The organism is Pseudoxanthobacter soli DSM 19599 (genome assembly GCF_900148505.1).
In the GTDB taxonomy this organism is placed as follows: Bacteria; Pseudomonadota; Alphaproteobacteria; order Rhizobiales; family Segnochrobactraceae; genus Pseudoxanthobacter; species Pseudoxanthobacter soli.
On sequence record NZ_FRXO01000003.1, the window covers coordinates 260,212 to 275,569 of the forward strand.

15 protein-coding genes are annotated in these 15,358 nt (G+C 70.7%); 10 read left to right on the plus strand and 5 right to left on the minus strand.

The features are described 5' to 3' along the window. Window positions 1-3: 3 nt before the first annotated feature. The gene (locus tag BUF17_RS08790; RefSeq protein ID WP_073627691.1) at window positions 4-750 is read right to left on the minus strand and encodes an SDR family oxidoreductase; all 747 of its coding nucleotides are present in this window, start codon (window positions 748-750) and stop codon (window positions 4-6) included. 629 nt (window positions 751-1,379) lie between these two features. Between BUF17_RS08790 and BUF17_RS08795 the strand changes: the two genes are divergently transcribed. The 3 genes from BUF17_RS08795 (at window position 1,380) to BUF17_RS08805 (ending at window position 4,857) form a co-directional block, all read left to right on the plus strand. After that, window positions 1,380-2,417, plus strand: a complete 1,038-nt coding sequence (locus tag BUF17_RS08795) for a LacI family DNA-binding transcriptional regulator (protein ID WP_073627693.1) — start codon at window positions 1,380-1,382, stop codon at window positions 2,415-2,417. Between the two features lie 103 nt (window positions 2,418-2,520). Further along, complete coding sequence (locus BUF17_RS08800) at window positions 2,521-3,468, plus strand: tagatose kinase (RefSeq protein WP_073627695.1); 948 nt, start codon at window positions 2,521-2,523, stop codon at window positions 3,466-3,468. A gap of 111 nt (window positions 3,469-3,579) precedes the next feature. Continuing rightward, window positions 3,580-4,857 (plus strand): D-tagatose-bisphosphate aldolase, class II, non-catalytic subunit, encoded by a 1,278-nt coding sequence (locus tag BUF17_RS08805; RefSeq protein WP_073627697.1) that lies wholly within the window; start codon window positions 3,580-3,582, stop codon window positions 4,855-4,857. 85 nt (window positions 4,858-4,942) lie between these two features. Here the strand turns inward: BUF17_RS08805 and uxuA are convergent, their stop codons facing one another. Beyond that, window positions 4,943-6,139, minus strand: a complete 1,197-nt coding sequence (uxuA, locus tag BUF17_RS08810; protein WP_073627699.1) for a mannonate dehydratase — start codon at window positions 6,137-6,139, stop codon at window positions 4,943-4,945. Between the two features lie 206 nt (window positions 6,140-6,345). Here uxuA and BUF17_RS08815 point away from each other — a divergent pair, with 206 nt between their 5' ends. From BUF17_RS08815 to BUF17_RS08825, 3 genes are all read left to right on the plus strand, one after another. Beyond that, window positions 6,346-7,071, plus strand: coding sequence for a FadR/GntR family transcriptional regulator (locus BUF17_RS08815; protein ID WP_073627701.1), 726 nt, complete (start codon window positions 6,346-6,348; stop codon window positions 7,069-7,071). 3 nt (window positions 7,072-7,074) lie between these two features. Then, the gene (locus BUF17_RS08820) at window positions 7,075-7,905 is read left to right on the plus strand and encodes an SDR family NAD(P)-dependent oxidoreductase (protein ID WP_073627703.1); all 831 of its coding nucleotides are present in this window, start codon (window positions 7,075-7,077) and stop codon (window positions 7,903-7,905) included. A 65-nt stretch (window positions 7,906-7,970) separates the two neighbouring features. Further along, window positions 7,971-8,495, plus strand: coding sequence for a nucleoside deaminase (locus tag BUF17_RS08825; RefSeq protein ID WP_073627705.1), 525 nt, complete (start codon window positions 7,971-7,973; stop codon window positions 8,493-8,495). Between the two features lie 93 nt (window positions 8,496-8,588). Here the strand turns inward: BUF17_RS08825 and BUF17_RS08830 are convergent, their stop codons facing one another. Next, entirely contained in the window at window positions 8,589-9,647 is a 1,059-nt protein-coding gene (locus tag BUF17_RS08830) for an aromatic ring-hydroxylating oxygenase subunit alpha (RefSeq protein ID WP_073627707.1), read from the minus strand. Between the two features lie 289 nt (window positions 9,648-9,936). Here BUF17_RS08830 and BUF17_RS08835 point away from each other — a divergent pair, with 289 nt between their 5' ends. The 3 genes from BUF17_RS08835 (at window position 9,937) to BUF17_RS08845 (ending at window position 11,856) form a co-directional block, all read left to right on the plus strand. Further along, window positions 9,937-10,293, plus strand: coding sequence for a hypothetical protein (locus BUF17_RS08835; protein ID WP_139282474.1), 357 nt, complete (start codon window positions 9,937-9,939; stop codon window positions 10,291-10,293). 104 nt (window positions 10,294-10,397) lie between these two features. Beyond that, entirely contained in the window at window positions 10,398-10,910 is a 513-nt protein-coding gene (locus BUF17_RS08840) for a DUF1499 domain-containing protein (protein ID WP_073627711.1), read from the plus strand. Between the two features lie 130 nt (window positions 10,911-11,040). Then, window positions 11,041-11,856, plus strand: a complete 816-nt coding sequence (locus BUF17_RS08845) for a creatininase family protein (protein WP_073627713.1) — start codon at window positions 11,041-11,043, stop codon at window positions 11,854-11,856. 161 nt (window positions 11,857-12,017) lie between these two features. Here the strand turns inward: BUF17_RS08845 and BUF17_RS08850 are convergent, their stop codons facing one another. Further along, window positions 12,018-13,757 carry an adenylate/guanylate cyclase domain-containing protein gene (locus BUF17_RS08850; RefSeq protein ID WP_175563660.1) on the minus strand — a complete coding sequence of 580 codons (1,740 nt, stop codon included), beginning with the start codon at window positions 13,755-13,757 and terminating at the stop codon, window positions 12,018-12,020. 19 nt (window positions 13,758-13,776) lie between these two features. Continuing rightward, window positions 13,777-14,331: a NifU family protein gene (locus BUF17_RS08855; protein WP_073627715.1), complete on the minus strand. Its 555-nt coding sequence runs from the start codon at window positions 14,329-14,331 to the stop codon at window positions 13,777-13,779. Window positions 14,332-14,535: 204 nt separating this feature from the next. Between BUF17_RS08855 and BUF17_RS08860 the strand changes: the two genes are divergently transcribed. After that, window positions 14,536-15,210, plus strand: coding sequence for a LysE family transporter (locus BUF17_RS08860; protein WP_073627717.1), 675 nt, complete (start codon window positions 14,536-14,538; stop codon window positions 15,208-15,210). Window positions 15,211-15,358: the final 148 nt, after the last annotated feature.

The window sequence follows — 15,358 nt, forward strand, 5'->3', positions numbered from 1 at the left end:
CGCTCAGATGTCCTGGTTCTGCGGCAGGATGACGAGATCGCGGATGGTGACGTTGGCCGGCCGCGTCAGCATGAAGATGACGGCGTCGGCGACGTCTTCCGAGCGCAGCCCCTCGCGCGCGGCGACCTTGGCCTCGATGGCGGCGGGGTCGGTGAAACCCCACAATTCGTTCAGCACCACCCCCGGCGCCACCGCGCCGACGCGCACGCCGTGGGGCGCGGCCTGCCGGCGCACGCCGTGGACGAACGCCTGCACCGCGTGCTTGGTGGCGCTGTAGACCGGCTCCCACGGAATGGCCTGATGGCCGGAAACCGAGCTGGTGACGACGATATCGCCGCTGCCGCGCGCCATCATGCCGGGCAGCACGGCCCGGACGCTGCGGAACACGCCGTTGACGTTGATCGCCACCACGGAATCCATCGCGTCGGGATCGGCCTCGGCCACGTCGCCCGGCAGGTAGAGGCCGGCATTGGCGAGGAGGATGTCGATACGGCCGAACCGGGCGAGGGTCTCGCCCACCACGCGCTCCACCTCCGCGCCCTCGCCGAGATCGGACGGCAGCACCAGGGTGTCCTCGGCGCCGACGGCGTCCGCCACCGCGGCGAGCCTCTCGGCGGAGCGGGCAGCGAGCGCAAGCGAGGCCCCTTCGGCCGCAAGCGCCCGGGCGAGAGCGCGGCCGATGCCGGAGCTTGCCCCGGTGACCAGCGCCACCTTGCCCTGAAGCCGGCCACCCGGATTGAATGCGCTCATCGAAACCTCCCTGCCCTGTTTTCGTCGCGGGAGGCGGCCGGCAGCGATCGCAGGCGCGGCACCCCACGGGGGCGGGCCCGGCCGCGCGCAGACGGCGCCGAACACCGCCGGGACCCCCGGCGGCAACGTTCAGACGGTCGTGTGGCGGCTGCGGATCGTCATGGGGCGTCGCGTCCTCCCGGGAACGCTGGCCGCGCGTTTGCCGGCGGCCGTCGATTTTGATCGGAGGCTAGGGACCGCTTCGCACCGCGTCAACTTAAAAACTTGCTCGCGTAAAACTCTGTGCTAGCGTATCCCCTCGAACGTGGACGATGCGGCGGCCTCGAAGCCGGCCGGGATACCGGCGTGCGGACAAACGGCCGTTTCGCCGCGATCTCATGTTCGACGTCAAGGCGACCCGGGAGCGGTTTCCGCAGCAGACAGACCGTCATACCGGCGCCGGCTGCGTCTGCGGGCTCGCCAGGGTGGCCGGAGCGGGCTATCGGATGATCGCCGGTCCGGGCGGCCAGTGCGGCCTGCCTCCGGTTCGGCCTGCCTCCCGTGCGGCGCGCCTCCCGTGCGGCCCACCTCAAGGGAGCGGCCGGATGGCGCCCGAGGCGAGACTAATGAAGAAGCCTGAAAGAGCGCGAATGGCCGACCACAAGATCAAGAACATGGCGGAGTTCTCGCAGCTCAGCGGCATCTCCCGCCCGACGGTCTCGAAATATTTCAACGATCCCGCGAGCGTGCGCAAATCCACCCGCGAGCAGATCGAGCAGGCGCTGTCGAAATACGACTACCGACCGAACCTGTTCGCCGTGAACCTCAACAAGAAGCGGCCGCGCATCATCGGCGTCATCGTGCCGGACACGTCGGACACGTTCTTCTCCGAGCTGGTGCGCTGCATCGAAGCGCGCTGCATGGCGAACGGCTATCTGGTGATCGTGCTGTCCTCGCGCGGCGACCCGGAGCTCGAGGGGCGCTCCATCGAGATGCTGCTGTCGCTGAAGATCGCCGGGGCGATCGTCGCCCCGCTCGGGGCGGATTCCGATCGCGGCCTGATCGAGAGCCTGAGGGCGCGCATTCCCATCGTGTTCCTCGATTCCCGCCTCGACGACCGCACCCCGTTCGTCGGCACCGACAATTTCCAGAGCATGCCGCTCATCACCGAATATCTCTGCCGCACCGGCACGCCGCCGACCTATTTCGACATGCCGGCGATCAACAACAACGCCGCCGAGCGCAAGCTCGCTTATCTCCAGACCATGACGCGCCTCGGCTTCCAGCCGGAGGTCGTCAGCGTCACCGATGCCCGCGACTGGCGGTTCGAGGATGTCGGCTTCACCGAGGCGCAGCGGGTGCTCGACGGCCCGGGCTTCGCCACGACGACGGTGCTGTGCGCCAACGACCGCATCGCCACCGGCGTGATGGCGGCCTGCTACCAGCGCGGCCTGCGCATCGGCCGCGAACCCGGCTGCGACCTGCGCATCGCCGGCCACGACGACCAGCCGCTCAGCCGCTACGGCTGCCCGCCGCTCACCACCGTCGCCCAGAACTTCGATCAGCTCGGCAGCCACTGCATCGATCTCCTGATGGAGGGCATCGAGAGCGAGGAAGACGGCCCGGCGACTGCGCCGGTGCGCCAGATCCGGCTCGGCGCCACGCTGATGATGCGCGCCTCGGCCTGACGCCCCCGGCCCGGACCGCGACCGGGCCGCGACAAAACATAACGACCAACGACGGCTGAAAAACAGCCCCGCCCGAAGAAGGCCCGCGAGCCGGAGGAAGCCCATGAAAAAAGTCGTGACGATCGGCGAGATCCTGGTGGAGATCATGGCGGTGGAGCCGGGTGACGGCTTCCGTGAGCCCATCGCGCTCGTCGGCCCGTTTCCCTCCGGCGCACCCGCGATCTTCATCGATCAGGTCGCCCGGCTCGGCCATCCCTGCGGCATCGTCTCGGCGGTCGGCTCCGACGATTTCGGCCGCGTCAATCTCGACCGCCTCGCCGCCGACGGCGTCGACATCTCCGCCATCGCTGTCGACCCGGAAGTGCCGACCGGCAGCGCCTTCGTGCGCTACCGGCCCGATGGCAACCGCGACTTCGTGTTCAACATCAAGCACGCCGCCTGCGGCGCCATCGCGCCCACGGCCGCCGCCAGCGCCCTGATCGCCGAAGCCGGGCACCTGCACGTCATGGGCTCGTCGCTGTTCTCGCCCTCGGTGGTCGATCTCGTGACGGAGGCGATCGCGGCGGTGAAGGGCCGCGGCGGCACGGTGTCGTTCGACCCGAACGTGCGCAAGGAGATCCTCGGCCTGCCCGGCATGTCCCGGGCACTGTCTCGGGTGCTCGCCGAGACCGACCTCTTCCTGCCGAGCGGCGGCGAACTCTTCCTGTTCGCCGAGGCCGACACCGAGGCCGAGGCCGTCACCCGCATTCTCGCCAGCGGCGTCAAGGCGGTGGTCGTCAAGGCCGGCGCCGAGGGCGCGCGCTACTACGACCACGCCGGAACCGTCTCCGCGCCGGCCTTCCCGGTGACGGAGATCGACCCGACCGGGGCGGGCGACAGCTTCGGCGCGGCGTTCGTGGTCGCCTGGCTCGCCGGCGTGCCTCCCCGCGAGGCGCTGATTTCCGCCAATGCCTGCGGCGCCAGGGCCGTCACGGTGAAGGGGCCGATGGAAGGCACGTCGACCACCGCGGAACGCGATGCGTTCCTTGCCGCACACGGCGTCGCGGTCTGAACGCCCGGCGCACATCCGCCCGGCGAGACGCCGCCGCAAAATTCAGAAGCTCGCGCCTGTCCCGTCCAGATCCGTCGATCTGCGCGCGACAGGCTCCACGGGACCGAAGCCATGACCACACGCCTGCTAGACCTCGCCAGCCCGACCGCCGGCCGCCGGCCCGGCATCACCTCCGTCTGCTCGGCACATCCGCTGGTGATCGCGGCGGCGCTCGCCCAGGGCCGCGACGACGGCACCGACGTTCTGATCGAGGCGACCTGCAACCAGGTCAACCAGGAGGGCGGCTATACCGGCATGACGCCGGCCGACTTCCGCCGCTTCGTCGAAGAGATCGCCGACCGCGTCGGGTTCGACCGGGCCCGGCTCATCCTCGGCGGCGACCATCTCGGCCCCAATCCCTGGAAGGCGCTGCCGGCGGAGGAAGCACTTGCCCGCGCCGGGGCGATGGTGGCGGCCTATGTCGAAGCCGGCTTCACCAAGATCCACCTCGATACCAGCATGGGCTGCCGCGGCGAGCCCGAGGCACTGCCGGACGCGGTCACCGCCGGGCGCGCGGCCCGGCTCGCCGCGATCAGCGAAGCGGCGGGCCCGGAAGGGTCGGAGAAGCCGGTCTACATCATCGGCACCGAGGTGCCGATCCCCGGCGGCGCGTTCGAGGCGCTCGACCATCTCGCCGTGACCCGGCCCGAAGCCGCGCTCGAGACCGTCGCCGTCCACCGCGCGGCCTTCGCGGACGCCGGCGTGGCCGGCGCGTTCGAGCGCACCCTCGGCGTGGTGGTGCAGCCGGGCGTCGAGTTCGGCAACGAGAACGTCGTCGTCTATGACCGGCCGGCGGCGGCCGCGCTGTCGGCGGCTCTCGACCGGATGCCGGGGCTGGTGTTCGAGGCCCATTCCACCGATTACCAGCCGGCGGAGGCACTGGCGGCCCTCGTCCAGGACGGCTTCGCCATCCTCAAGGTCGGGCCGGGCCTGACCTTCGCGCTGCGCGAGGCGCTCTACGGCCTCGACCGCATCGCCGCCGTGATGGACGGGCTTGCCGAGGACGACACGCTTGCCGCCGCCATGGAGCGCCTGATGGTCGCCGAGCCCGGCCACTGGGCGAAATATTATCCGGGCGACGCGAGCGCCCAGCGCATCCAGCGCCACTACAGCTATTCCGACCGTATCCGCTATTACTGGCCGCACCGGGCGGCGAGCGGCGCGGTCGAGCGCCTGCTCTCGCGCCTCGCCGGCCGGCACATCCCCGAGACCCTCGTCAGCCAATATCTCGGCCCGTTCTATCCGGCCGTCGCGGCGGGCACGCTCGCCGCCCGGCCGGATGCGCTGCTGCGCGCCGCCGTGCAGCGCGCCCTCGCCCCCTACCGCGCCGCCTGCGGCATCGGCTCCTGACGAAAGCGGCCGGCCGCACGAAGCGACCGGCCGTCATCTGGAGCGCCGTGGCGGAGGGGCGGGACATAGGGCCCGCCCGGCGCGATCAGGCCGGAAGCAACCTGTCCACCGCGGCCATCACGCCGCGCAGCTCGGCGAGGCCCTTCAGGCGGCCGATGCAGGAATAGCCGGGATTGACCTTGAGGCCGGCGGCATCCTTGGCGATGTCGTCGACGAGCAGGTGGCCGTGGTCCGGGCGCATCGGGAAGTGGACGTCCGGGCGCCCCACGGCGGCGCGGCGGCGCTCTTCGCGCTTCAGCGCGGAGATCAGCGCGACCATGTCGACGTCGCCGTCGAGATGGTCCGATTCGATGAACGAGCCGTCCGGCTCGCGCGAGACGTTGCGCAGGTGGACGAAGTGGATGCGCGGGCCGAATTCCGCCGCCATCGCCGGCAGGTCGTTGTCGCCGCGCGACCCGTAGGACCCGGCACAGAGCGTGATGCCGTTGACCGGGTTGTCGACGGCTGCGAACAGCGCCCGCACGTCGTCGGCGGTCGAGACGATGCGCGGCAGGCCGAACAGCGAGAACGGCGGATCGTCGGGATGGATGGCGAGCTTCACGCCCACCTCTTCTGCGACCGGCACCACTTCCTTCAGGAACTCGATCAGGTTCGCCCGCATCTCCGCCGGGCCGATGCCCTCGAACGAGGCGATGCGCTCGGCGATGCCCTCGCGGGTGTAGGTGTCCTCGCCGCCCGGCAGGCCGGCGATGATGTTGCGCTCCAGCGTGCCGATCTCGGCGTCCGACATCGCCTCGAACCGCTGCTTCGCGGTCTCGACGAGCGCGGCCGGATAATCGCCCTCGGCCCCCGGCCGCTTCAGCGCGAACACGTCGTAGGCGACGAAGTCCGGCATGTCGAACCGCAGCGCCAGCCCGCTGCTCGGCATCGGATAGCGCAGGTTGGTGCGCGTCCAGTCCACCACAGGCATGAAATTGTAGCACACCACCGGAACCCCGGCCCGGCCGAGATTGGCGAGCGAGGTCTTCCAGGACTCGATCGCCGCGCGGTAGCCGCCGCGCCGCTGCTTGATGGCGGTCGGCACCGGGATCGATTCGCACACCGCCCAGGTCAGGCCCTTCGCCTCGATCATCGCCTTGCGCTCGGCGACATCGTCGGCGGTCCACGCCCGGCCGTCATAGATGTGGTGCAGCGCGGTGACGATGCCGCTCGCGCCGGCTTGGCGGACATGGTCGAGCGTTACCGGGTCCTCCGGTCCGAACCAGCGCCAGGACTGCAACATGGAACTTCCTCCTGCTATTTGTCGGACAAGATAGCCGGAACGCGCCGGGCATCAAGCCGATTCGCCGGTCACATCGCCGCTATCGGCCGCGCTTTCAGCCCTATTTGAGGGACAATTGTCGTTGCGAGCGCTTCTGCCGGCTGCTACCCATCCGGGTGGAAGCAGCGGAGCGGCCGGGAAGGAAGACGCCCGGGAATGGAGACGCGATGGACGCGGGCGGACGCGAGGACGAGCGGGCATCGGCCGTCGATCACGTCGTCGCGGCGATCCGCGACCTGATCCGCGACCGCGGCCTCAATGTCGGCGACGCGCTGCCCGGCGAGATCGAGATCGCCGCGATGGCCGGCGCCAGCCGCAACACCGTGCGCGAGGCGATCCGCATCCTGAAGGCCTACGGCCTCGTGGAATCCCGGCCGAAGATCGGCGCCGTCATCACCGACCGGCGCCAGACCGCCGTCAACGCGCTCTTGTCCTTCGCCATCGACCTGTCGGCCGAGAGCTTCCGCGACATCCAGGGTTTCCGCCGCCTCATCGAGATGAATCTCGGCGAGGTTCTGGTCGGCCGGATTGGCGCGGCCGAGATCGCCGACCTGCGCCGTCTCAACGCCGCGATGGCGGCCGCCGCCGACCCGTTCGAGGCGGCGCGGCTCGATTTCCTGTTTCATCGCAGTCTGGTGGATGCGGCGGGAAACCGGACCCTGGCGGAAATCTATGCCATGCTTGAACCGGTGATCCGCCGGCTGATGGAAACCGGCAAATCGCTGCGCCGTGCCCGCGAGGGCGCCGCCGCCGAGCACGCCGATATCGTCGCCGCGCTCGAACGCGGCGACCGGCTCGGCTTCGCCTATCATATGAGCCGGCACCTTGATGCCGGCCTGGAATATATTCCTGCGGCGCGCGCGGACGGCCCGCCGGAGAGGGGAGGACGCTGATCCATGTCCAATAGGAGTGAATCCCTGTCCGCCGGGACCGCGTCGGACGACGACGCCTTCGCCGGCAAGGTCGCCATCGTCACCGGCACCACCGGCATCGGCCGCGCCACCGCGCTGACGCTGGCCGAGCGCGGCGCCTCGGTGATGGCGCTCGGCATCGACGAGGCCGCCAACGCCGCGCTGGCGGCCGAGGCCGCGAGCCGCGGGCTCGAGTTCGAGGTCCGCCGCTGCGACGTCAGCGACGCCGACGACGTGGCGGCGGCGGTGGAAGCGACCGTCGAGGCGTTCGGCGGGGTCGACATCGTCGTCAATTCCGCCGCGGTCCACCCCTATGGCGATGCGGTCGGCACCTCGCCGGCGATGTTCGCGCGCTGCCTCGCCGTCAATGTCGGCGGCGTCCACCTGATGGCGCATTTCGCCGTGCCGGAGATGCGCCTGCGCGGCGGCGGCGTCATCGTCAACGTCTCCAGCGTCCAGGGCCATGCCTGCCAGTCCGGGGTGGCGGCCTATGTCGCCTCGAAGGGCGCGATCCATGCGCTGACCCGCGCCATGGCGCTCGACTTCGCCCCGGATCGCATCCGCGTGGTCTCGGTCAGTCCCGGTTCCGTGCGCACGCCCATTCTGGCCCTCGCCGCGCGCACCTTCGACGGCGAGGAGGCCGACATCGAGGCGGTGTTCGCCCGCTTCGGCGCGGCCCACCCCATCGGCCGCATCGGCGAGCCGGAGGAAATCGCCGACCTGATCGCCTTCCTCGCCTCCGACCGCGCCGGCTTCATCACCGGTTCGGACCACGTCATCGACGGCGGCCTCACCGCCGGCCTCGGCGTGCGCTGAAGCCGCTTTACCGGCGCGCCGAACGCCGCTTCAAATGGGACACGGCGAGGCGGGAAGGACGGACGATGGACGACGGGTTCGGCGAACGGGACGGCGGCGACGCGGTCGACGACGAATGGCTGCTGCGGCGGGCGTTCACGCTCGCCCGGCTGGCGCGGCGCAACGGCGACCATCCGTTCGGCGCGCTGCTCGCCGGCCCCGACGGAAAGGTGCTGATCGAGCAGACCAACGGCTTCTCCTCCGAGGGCGGCGACATGACCGCCCATGCCGAGCGGCTGGTCGCGACGCGCGCCTCCAAGACCCTGCCGCGCGCGTTCCTCGCCGAATGCACGCTCTACAGTTCCGCCGAACCCTGCGCGATGTGCGCGGGGGCGATCTACTGGGCGGGCATCGGCCGTGTCGTCTACGGCCAGAGCGAGCGCGGGCTGAAGGCGATGACCGGCAATCACGCCGAGAACCCGACCCTCGACCTGCCCTGCCGGGCGGTGTTCGCCATGGGCCAGCGCGAGGTCGCGGTGGTCGGCCCGATGCTGGAGGCGGAAGCCGCCGAACTGCAGCGCGATTTCTGGGCCGGCCGGCACGAGGATTGACGCGCCGCCGGACTGCAAGCGACGGCCGGCCTCAGCTGCGCCAGCGCAGCACGATCCGCTTCTCAGCTGCGCCAGCGCAGCAAGATCCGCTCCTCAGCTGCGCCAGCGCAGCACCATCGGCTTCAGCGGATTGGCGAACGGGCGGCCGGCCTCCTGGGCCTCCATCCATTCGTCCTTCACCCGCATCCACCAGCGCGCCTGGGTGTCGGCATCGTTGATCAGCATCAGCCGCGGCGAGGCCTTCTCCAGCCCCTCGCGCTGGCGCACCACCACGACGCGGTCCTGGTCGAGGAACACCCGCATCAGGTGCTCGAACAGCGGGCGCAGCGGCTTCGCCCAGCCCATCGAGACCCAGAACATCTGCCAGACCTCGGTGTGCTCGTTGTCGACCGGCGTGATCGCGGTCAGGCCCACCACCGCATGGCGGTCGCCGCGGATTTCCTCCACCCTGAGCCCCGGCAGGCGGTAGGAAATCTCGGTCGTCACGTTCTGGCCGAGCAGCTTGTAGACGATGTTCTGCGGCGGCAGCGCGTGGCGCACCATCCGCCAGCCGAGTTCGGAGGGCTCGAACGCCTTCTCCTTCGGCCGCAGCTTGCTCGCGTCCTTCTTGAACCACCACGAGGTGTGCACGAACGCGGCGTGGGTCGGGTCCATCAGGCCGAACGCGGCGTGGTCCGTGGAGCACGGAAACGGCAGCATGATCGACATCGCCGGCGCCACGTCGTCGGCGAACACCGGCAGGGCCGGCGGCTCGGCCTCGCGTCCCGAGGGCGCCTCGTCGGCCTTCGGGAAATAGACCCAGACGAGCCCCTGCCGCTCGACGCAGGAATAGGCGCCGCAGCGGATGCGCGAGGCATCCACCTTCTGGTCTTCCCGCAGCGACGGGATCTCGGTGCAGACGCCGTCGCGGCCGAACCGCCAGCCGTGATAGGAGCAGGCGATGGTGTCGCCGTCGAACTTGCCGTAGCTCAGCGGAATGCCGCGGTGGGGGCAGATGTCGCGCAGCGCGAACACCTTGCCGTCGCGGCCGCGGCCGATCAGCACCGGCTCGCCCAGCAGCGTCTTGGCGACCATCGCGCCGGGCTTCACGTCGGCGGCCGGCAGCGCCACATACCAGAGCCCGCGCAGCAACGTTGCCGTCAAGCCTTGCATCGTCGTCTCCTCAGCCGCCTGCGACGAACGCGGTCCGGTCCCGGATTCCGCATCCCGTGAGAGACCTACCCGGCCCGGCGCCGGAGGTAAACACCGGCGGAATACGTAAACGCGGCCGCAATATTGCCCCGAAATCAACCTGTGCGCGCCCCGTTAGACGCACTTCCCGGCCGGGATCGCATGTCGAAATGCCGTTCAGCCGATCCGACGCGGCCCCGCGCACCCCTTCCCCGGCGCGCCGGTCCCCCGCCCGGATCACCCACAGCATTCCGTGATGGAGGAGACGATCATGGCACTCAACCTGCCGTTCCGCCGCCCCCGCGCCTGGCTTCTGGGGGCTGTTGCCATGACGCTGACGCTGGCGAGCCTGGAGCCCGCCGCGGCCTCGACGATTTCCGACCTCGCCGCCACCGCGGGTTCGGCCACCCGGTCGTCGCCCATCCTGCCGGTGCCGGAAACCCTGCTCGACGGCGCCACCAGCGCCCTCCTCTGGGCGGGGTTCGCGGTGTTCATGATTTCCGCCCAGGGCGTCTGGACGGCGGTGCGCGCCAACAAGGACCGCGCCCGCGCGCGCAAGGCGCACCATGCCGAGATCGGCCGGGCGCAGGTGCCTCCGGGCCGCTCCGGCGCCGGCAAAATCGTATAAAAACCTTCAAACGATACCGCCCGGCGGCTTGACCGCCGGGCGGTTCGGCTGTCTTTGGCCCTTCGCCGGCTCTTTTCCGCCGGCGAAGCGCCCGGGAGCCCTCCATGTCGTCCTCCATGCTGCCGATGATCGTCGCCTATGTGGTGTTCGCGATCATGGTGCTGGCGGCGGTTCGCGAACGGCTCTGGAGCATCGGCGGCGCGCCGGCCGATCTCGGCCCCATCGATTTCGCCACCCTCGGCCCGGCCCGCCGCGGCAGCCGGTTCCTCGCCGCCCCCGCCGGCTTCACCACCGCCGTGCCGGACCTGGAGCCGCCGCGCTTCCGCGCCTTCGGCAAGGCGCTGGCGCTCGCCTTCGCCGCGGCGGCGGAAACGCTGCCTCACGGCACCCGCGTCTCGGTCGACGGCGACGGGCTCGGCGCCCGCTACGTGTTCCGCACGCCGTTCAGCCGGCGGCCGGACACGGTGCAGATCCGCATCCTGCCGCTCGAGGGCGACGAGACCACCGTCGCGATCCTGTCCCACAGCCGGTTCTCGCTCGGCGGCACCGCGGCCCACGCCGCACGGGTCAAGGCCCTGATCGCCGGCGCCGAGGCGCACCTCGCCCGCACCGCCTGAGCGCCTGCGAACCGCGGATATCGCCGCGCCCCGAAGCGTCCTATGATTGCCGGCGGCGCCCGCGCTCCGGCCGGGCGGGGCGGCCGGCCGAAGAGACGCCGGCAGAACCGAGATGCCTTGCGGAACCGAGATGCCCGATAATCCGGCCCTTCCCCTGCCCTACTGGCACCACATGAGCGCGGCGGCGATCGCGGCCGGCGACACCGCCCGCTGGATCGCGGTGCTGCCGGTGGCGGCGGTCGAGCAGCACGGGCCGCACCTGCCGCTCGGCACCGACCTCATCATCGCGGAGGGGCAGGTCAGCCGCATCGTCTCGCTGCTGCCGCCGGGTCTGCCGGCGACCTTCCTGCCGGTGCAGCCGGTCGGCCGCTCGCTGGAGCACATGGCGACCCCGGGAACGCTGACGCTCGACTGGGACGTCGCGGTCAGGACCTGGACAGGGATCGGCGAGGCGCTGCACCGCGCGGGCGTGCGCAAGCTGGTGATCGCCTCCAGCCACGGCGGCAACATGGCGCTGGCCGACATCGTGGCGCTGGAGCTGCGCGCCCGCTTCGCGATGCTGGTGGCGACCACCCGCTTCGGCCGGTTCGGCCAGCCGGAGGGCGCCTTTTCCGAAGACGAGCGCGCCTACGGCATCCACGGCGGCGACATCGAGACCTCGATCATGCTGCACCTCGCCCCGGATCTGGTGGCGATGGAGCAGGCGGCCGATTTTCCCTCCGCCCAGCAAGGCTTCGCGCAGCGCTTCACGCACCTGCGCGCCTACGGCCCCCACGGCTTCGGTTGGATGGCGCAGGACCTGAACCCCGCCGGTGCCGTCGGGCAGGCCGCGCGGGCCACCGCCGCCAAGGGCGCGGCCTCGCTCGACCGTGCCGCCCACGGCTTTATCGCGCTCCTGAAGGACATCGACGCCTTCGACCCGGACACGCTCGCCGCACGGTTTTAGAGCCTGTCCCGTTCAGATCGGATCGATCTGAACGACAAGGATAGGCTCAAGCTTTTGAATCTGGAGCGATTTCTGGTCGATTTGATGATTCCATCAGATCGGAAAGCGCTCTGGAGCCTGTCCCGTTCGAGGTCGAACCGGTCAGATCGAAAAGGATAGGCTCAGAGCTTCGAGCCCTGCCCGGTTTCCGCAGAGGCCGCCAGTGCCTGCTCGACCGCGGCGAACTCCTTGAACACGCACACCCGCATCTGCGAGCGGCGCCCGCGCACCGGCACCTCGACGGTCTCGATGCCGGTTGCGTCGGCACCGGCGGCCCTGACGACGGCGGCGGAGGCCACCACCACGCCGCCGCAGGTCTTGGTCATGGTTTCCAACCGGCTTGCGGTGTTGACGGTGTCGCCGAGCGCGGTGATGGAGGCGGCCTCGCGCCCGCCCGCCTCGCCGACGCGGCCGAGAATGACCGGCCCGGCGTGGATGCCGACGCCGATGCGCAGCGGCTGGCCGAGGCTCGCCTCGAACTCGCGGTTCAGCTCCACCAGCGCGCGGCCCATGCCGGCGGCCGCCGCCAGCGCGGCCCGGCTGCCGGCCTGAACGCCCTGCCCGATGCCGAAGATCGCCATCACGCCGTCGCCGATGAACTTGTCGACCTGACCGCCCGCCTCGCGCACCTCCCGCGCCATCGCGTCGAGATAGCGGTTGAGCAGAAAAACCACGTCGAAGCTCAGCCGGTTTTCCGACAGGCTGGTGAAGCCGCGCATGTCGACGAACAGGATCGCCACCGTCTGTTCCACGCCCCAGTGGAACGCGTCCTCGACCTGCGCCCCGCCATCCCACCCCGCCTTGACCGGCAGCAGCGGCTCCACCGAAAGATCGCTGGCCGGACGGATCTGGCAGGCGAGCCGCACGCCGTGGCGCGCATGGACACGGGCAAGCACGGCCGCCTCGGCCTCGCTCGGCGGCGGCAGAGCCTCGAGCCCGGAGAGGATACGGGTGCGGCAGGTGGAACAGCGCGCCCGCCCGCCGCAGACGGACGCGATGGCGATCTCGCGTTCGCGGGCGATTTCGAGCAGCGTCGCGCCCGGCACGACGCGGACGACGCGGCCGCCCGGAAAGGTGACGGCGATCGAACGCCGCCCGGTCGGATCGCGCCGCCGCGCGGCGATCGCAAGCGCGACGCCGCCGAGCAGCGCCGCGAAACCCGCCCGGACCGCGAACGTGTTGTGCTCGTTCCACTCGACGAAGGCGTTGCCGAGGCGCGCGCGCTCAGGCCCTGGGCCTGGCGGAAGCCGGCGTGCGGCATCGGTCCAGCCCCATTCGGTGGCGAGCGGCAGCGTCACCGCGAACGCGAACAGCACCGGCAGCGAGCGCTGGTACCACGCCCGTCCGCGCAGCCAGTAATGCAGCCCGATCATGGCGTGGGCCCACACCACCAACATCGCGAGGCTCTGCAGCACCGCGGTCGAGGCCCAGATGCTGCCGAGCACGGAGCTGTATTCGTCCGGCGCGTCGAATCTCAGCCGCGAGACGAAGGTGCCGACGACATGGCCGGCGAGGAGAAAGGGAATGGCGAGGCCGAGCAGCAGCTGGGCGGCTTCCCAGAACGGCATCGCGAGGGTGCGCCGGCGCGCGGTCTTGCCGAGGGCGAGCCCGATGTGGATAGCCGCCGCGCCGCAGAGCAGCACCATCCCCGGCACGGACTGCCAGAAACCGGCGCGCACCTCCTGCACCGCCTCCATCGCCTCAAGCGAGACGATGCCGAGCGCGTGGTTCAGGAAATGGGTGAGGACGAAGGCGAACAGCACGAGGCCGGATGCGAGCCGCAGGCGCTGCGCCGTCAGCCCGGCGAGCCACGCCCTGATGCCGCCCGGCGCTCCGGCCGCCTGCCCCCCGTCGACCGCCACGCGCCCCTCCCGGCGCCGGTCAGGCCGAGCGTACCTCTTCCACCTCCGGCACATAATGCCGGAGCAGGTTCTGGATGCCGTGGCGCAGCGTCGCCGTGGACGACGGGCAGCCCGAGCACGCCCCGCGCATCGTCAGATAGACGATGCCTTCCTTGAAGCCCTTGAAGGTGATGTCGCCGCCGTCCTGGGCGACAGCGGGGCGCACGCGCTCCTCGATCAGGTCCTTGATCATGCCGACGACTTCCTCGTCGGCCGCATCGTAGAACTCGCCCTCGTCGTCCTCGGAAGCCTCGTCGGCGATGGCGGCCTCGCCGGTCAGGTAGTGCTCCATGATCGCGCCGAGCACGGCCGGCTTCAGGTGCTGCCAGTCGATCTCGTCCTTGGTCACGGCGACGAAATCGGTGCCGAGCAGCACGCCGGACACACCGTTGACGTCGAACAGGCGGCTCGCGAGCGGGGAAGAGGCCGCCTCACCGGCGGAGCGGTATTCGCGCACGCCCTCGCCCAGCACTTCGCGGCCGGGAAGGAACTTCAGCGTCTGGGGATTCGGGGTCGTTTCGGTCTGAATGAACATCGCGTCGGTCCAGGTTCGCGGGTCAAGGCCGCGGCCAATCCGGCGGCACACAAACGTGCGACCGCTTTCGGAATCATTATATAGTGCACCGGCGGCGGCGTCGAAGGCCCATCGCGGCAACGCACCGTCCCGCAAATCGCCTGTCCGGCACCCGAACGGCGAGCCGCGCCTCAACAGCCGCCCTGCGAACCGTCCGCTGCACCGATGTCGATTGCCGCTTCAGCCTCCGTCCTGCCGTCCGCCCTCGCGCCTCTGGCGGTGATCGCGGCCACCTATCTCGCCGCCGCCGCGACGCCCGGGCCGAACATGATGCTGGTCGGCCATGTCGCCGCCGGCCGGTCCCGGGGCGCCGGGCTCGCCGCGGCGGCCGGCGTCGCGGCCGGCACCTTGATCTGGCTGGTTCTGAGCCTCGCCGGCATCGGCCTCCTGATGCAGCAGGCCGGCGACGTCTACCGGCTGCTCCGGCTCGTCGGCGCGGCCTATCTGGTGTTCGTCGGCGTGCGGATGCTGCTCGCCGGCTGGCGCGGGCCGGCCGGGGCCGCGCAAGGGCGGGCCGCGACAGCCCCGCGGGGCCGCTCTCCCTTCGTGCTCGGCCTTCTCACCAACCTCACCAATCCCAAGTCGGCCGTGTTCTGGACGTCCGTTTTCATGGTGGTGCTGCCCGCCCGCATCGGGCTCGGCTTCGAGGTCGCCCTCGTCGCGGTCATCCTGTCGCTGGCGTTCCTGTGGTACGGTTTCGTCGCCGTGGCGTTCTCCACCGCCGCCGTCCGCCGGTCCTATGCCGCCGCCGCGCGCTGGCTCGACGGCGCGACCGGCCTCATCATGATCGGGCTCGGCCTGAAGCTCGCCGACGAGGTCCGCCGCGAGATCGCCGCCTGACGGCATCAACGCGCCACCGGTCCGAAAACCGCTTCGCACTTTTCGGGATCATGCCGGTCTTCCCAGCCGCATGGTCCCGTCCGAAAACCGCTTCGCACTTTTCGGGATCATGCTCTAGGATGCCGCGCGATCCGGCTCCCGCGCCGGT

Coding starts and splice junctions, on each gene's coding strand:
- uxuA (WP_073627699.1), bottom strand. CDS start 6,139: ATGTTGCAGTCCTGGCGCTGGTTCGGACCGGAGGACCCGGTAACGCTC.
- BUF17_RS08820 (WP_073627703.1), top strand. CDS start 7,075: ATGTCCAATAGGAGTGAATCCCTGTCCGCCGGGACCGCGTCGGACGAC.
- BUF17_RS08855 (WP_073627715.1), bottom strand. CDS start 14,331: ATGTTCATTCAGACCGAAACGACCCCGAATCCCCAGACGCTGAAGTTC.
- BUF17_RS08835 (WP_139282474.1), top strand. CDS start 9,937: ATGGCACTCAACCTGCCGTTCCGCCGCCCCCGCGCCTGGCTTCTGGGG.
- BUF17_RS08815 (WP_073627701.1), top strand. CDS start 6,346: ATGGACGCGGGCGGACGCGAGGACGAGCGGGCATCGGCCGTCGATCAC.
- BUF17_RS08845 (WP_073627713.1), top strand. CDS start 11,041: ATGCCCGATAATCCGGCCCTTCCCCTGCCCTACTGGCACCACATGAGC.
- BUF17_RS08805 (WP_073627697.1), top strand. CDS start 3,580: ATGACCACACGCCTGCTAGACCTCGCCAGCCCGACCGCCGGCCGCCGG.
- BUF17_RS08800 (WP_073627695.1), top strand. CDS start 2,521: ATGAAAAAAGTCGTGACGATCGGCGAGATCCTGGTGGAGATCATGGCG.
- BUF17_RS08795 (WP_073627693.1), top strand. CDS start 1,380: ATGGCCGACCACAAGATCAAGAACATGGCGGAGTTCTCGCAGCTCAGC.
- BUF17_RS08860 (WP_073627717.1), top strand. CDS start 14,536: ATGTCGATTGCCGCTTCAGCCTCCGTCCTGCCGTCCGCCCTCGCGCCT.
- BUF17_RS08790 (WP_073627691.1), bottom strand. CDS start 750: ATGAGCGCATTCAATCCGGGTGGCCGGCTTCAGGGCAAGGTGGCGCTG.
- BUF17_RS08825 (WP_073627705.1), top strand. CDS start 7,971: ATGGACGACGGGTTCGGCGAACGGGACGGCGGCGACGCGGTCGACGAC.
- BUF17_RS08830 (WP_073627707.1), bottom strand. CDS start 9,647: ATGCAAGGCTTGACGGCAACGTTGCTGCGCGGGCTCTGGTATGTGGCG.
- BUF17_RS08840 (WP_073627711.1), top strand. CDS start 10,398: ATGTCGTCCTCCATGCTGCCGATGATCGTCGCCTATGTGGTGTTCGCG.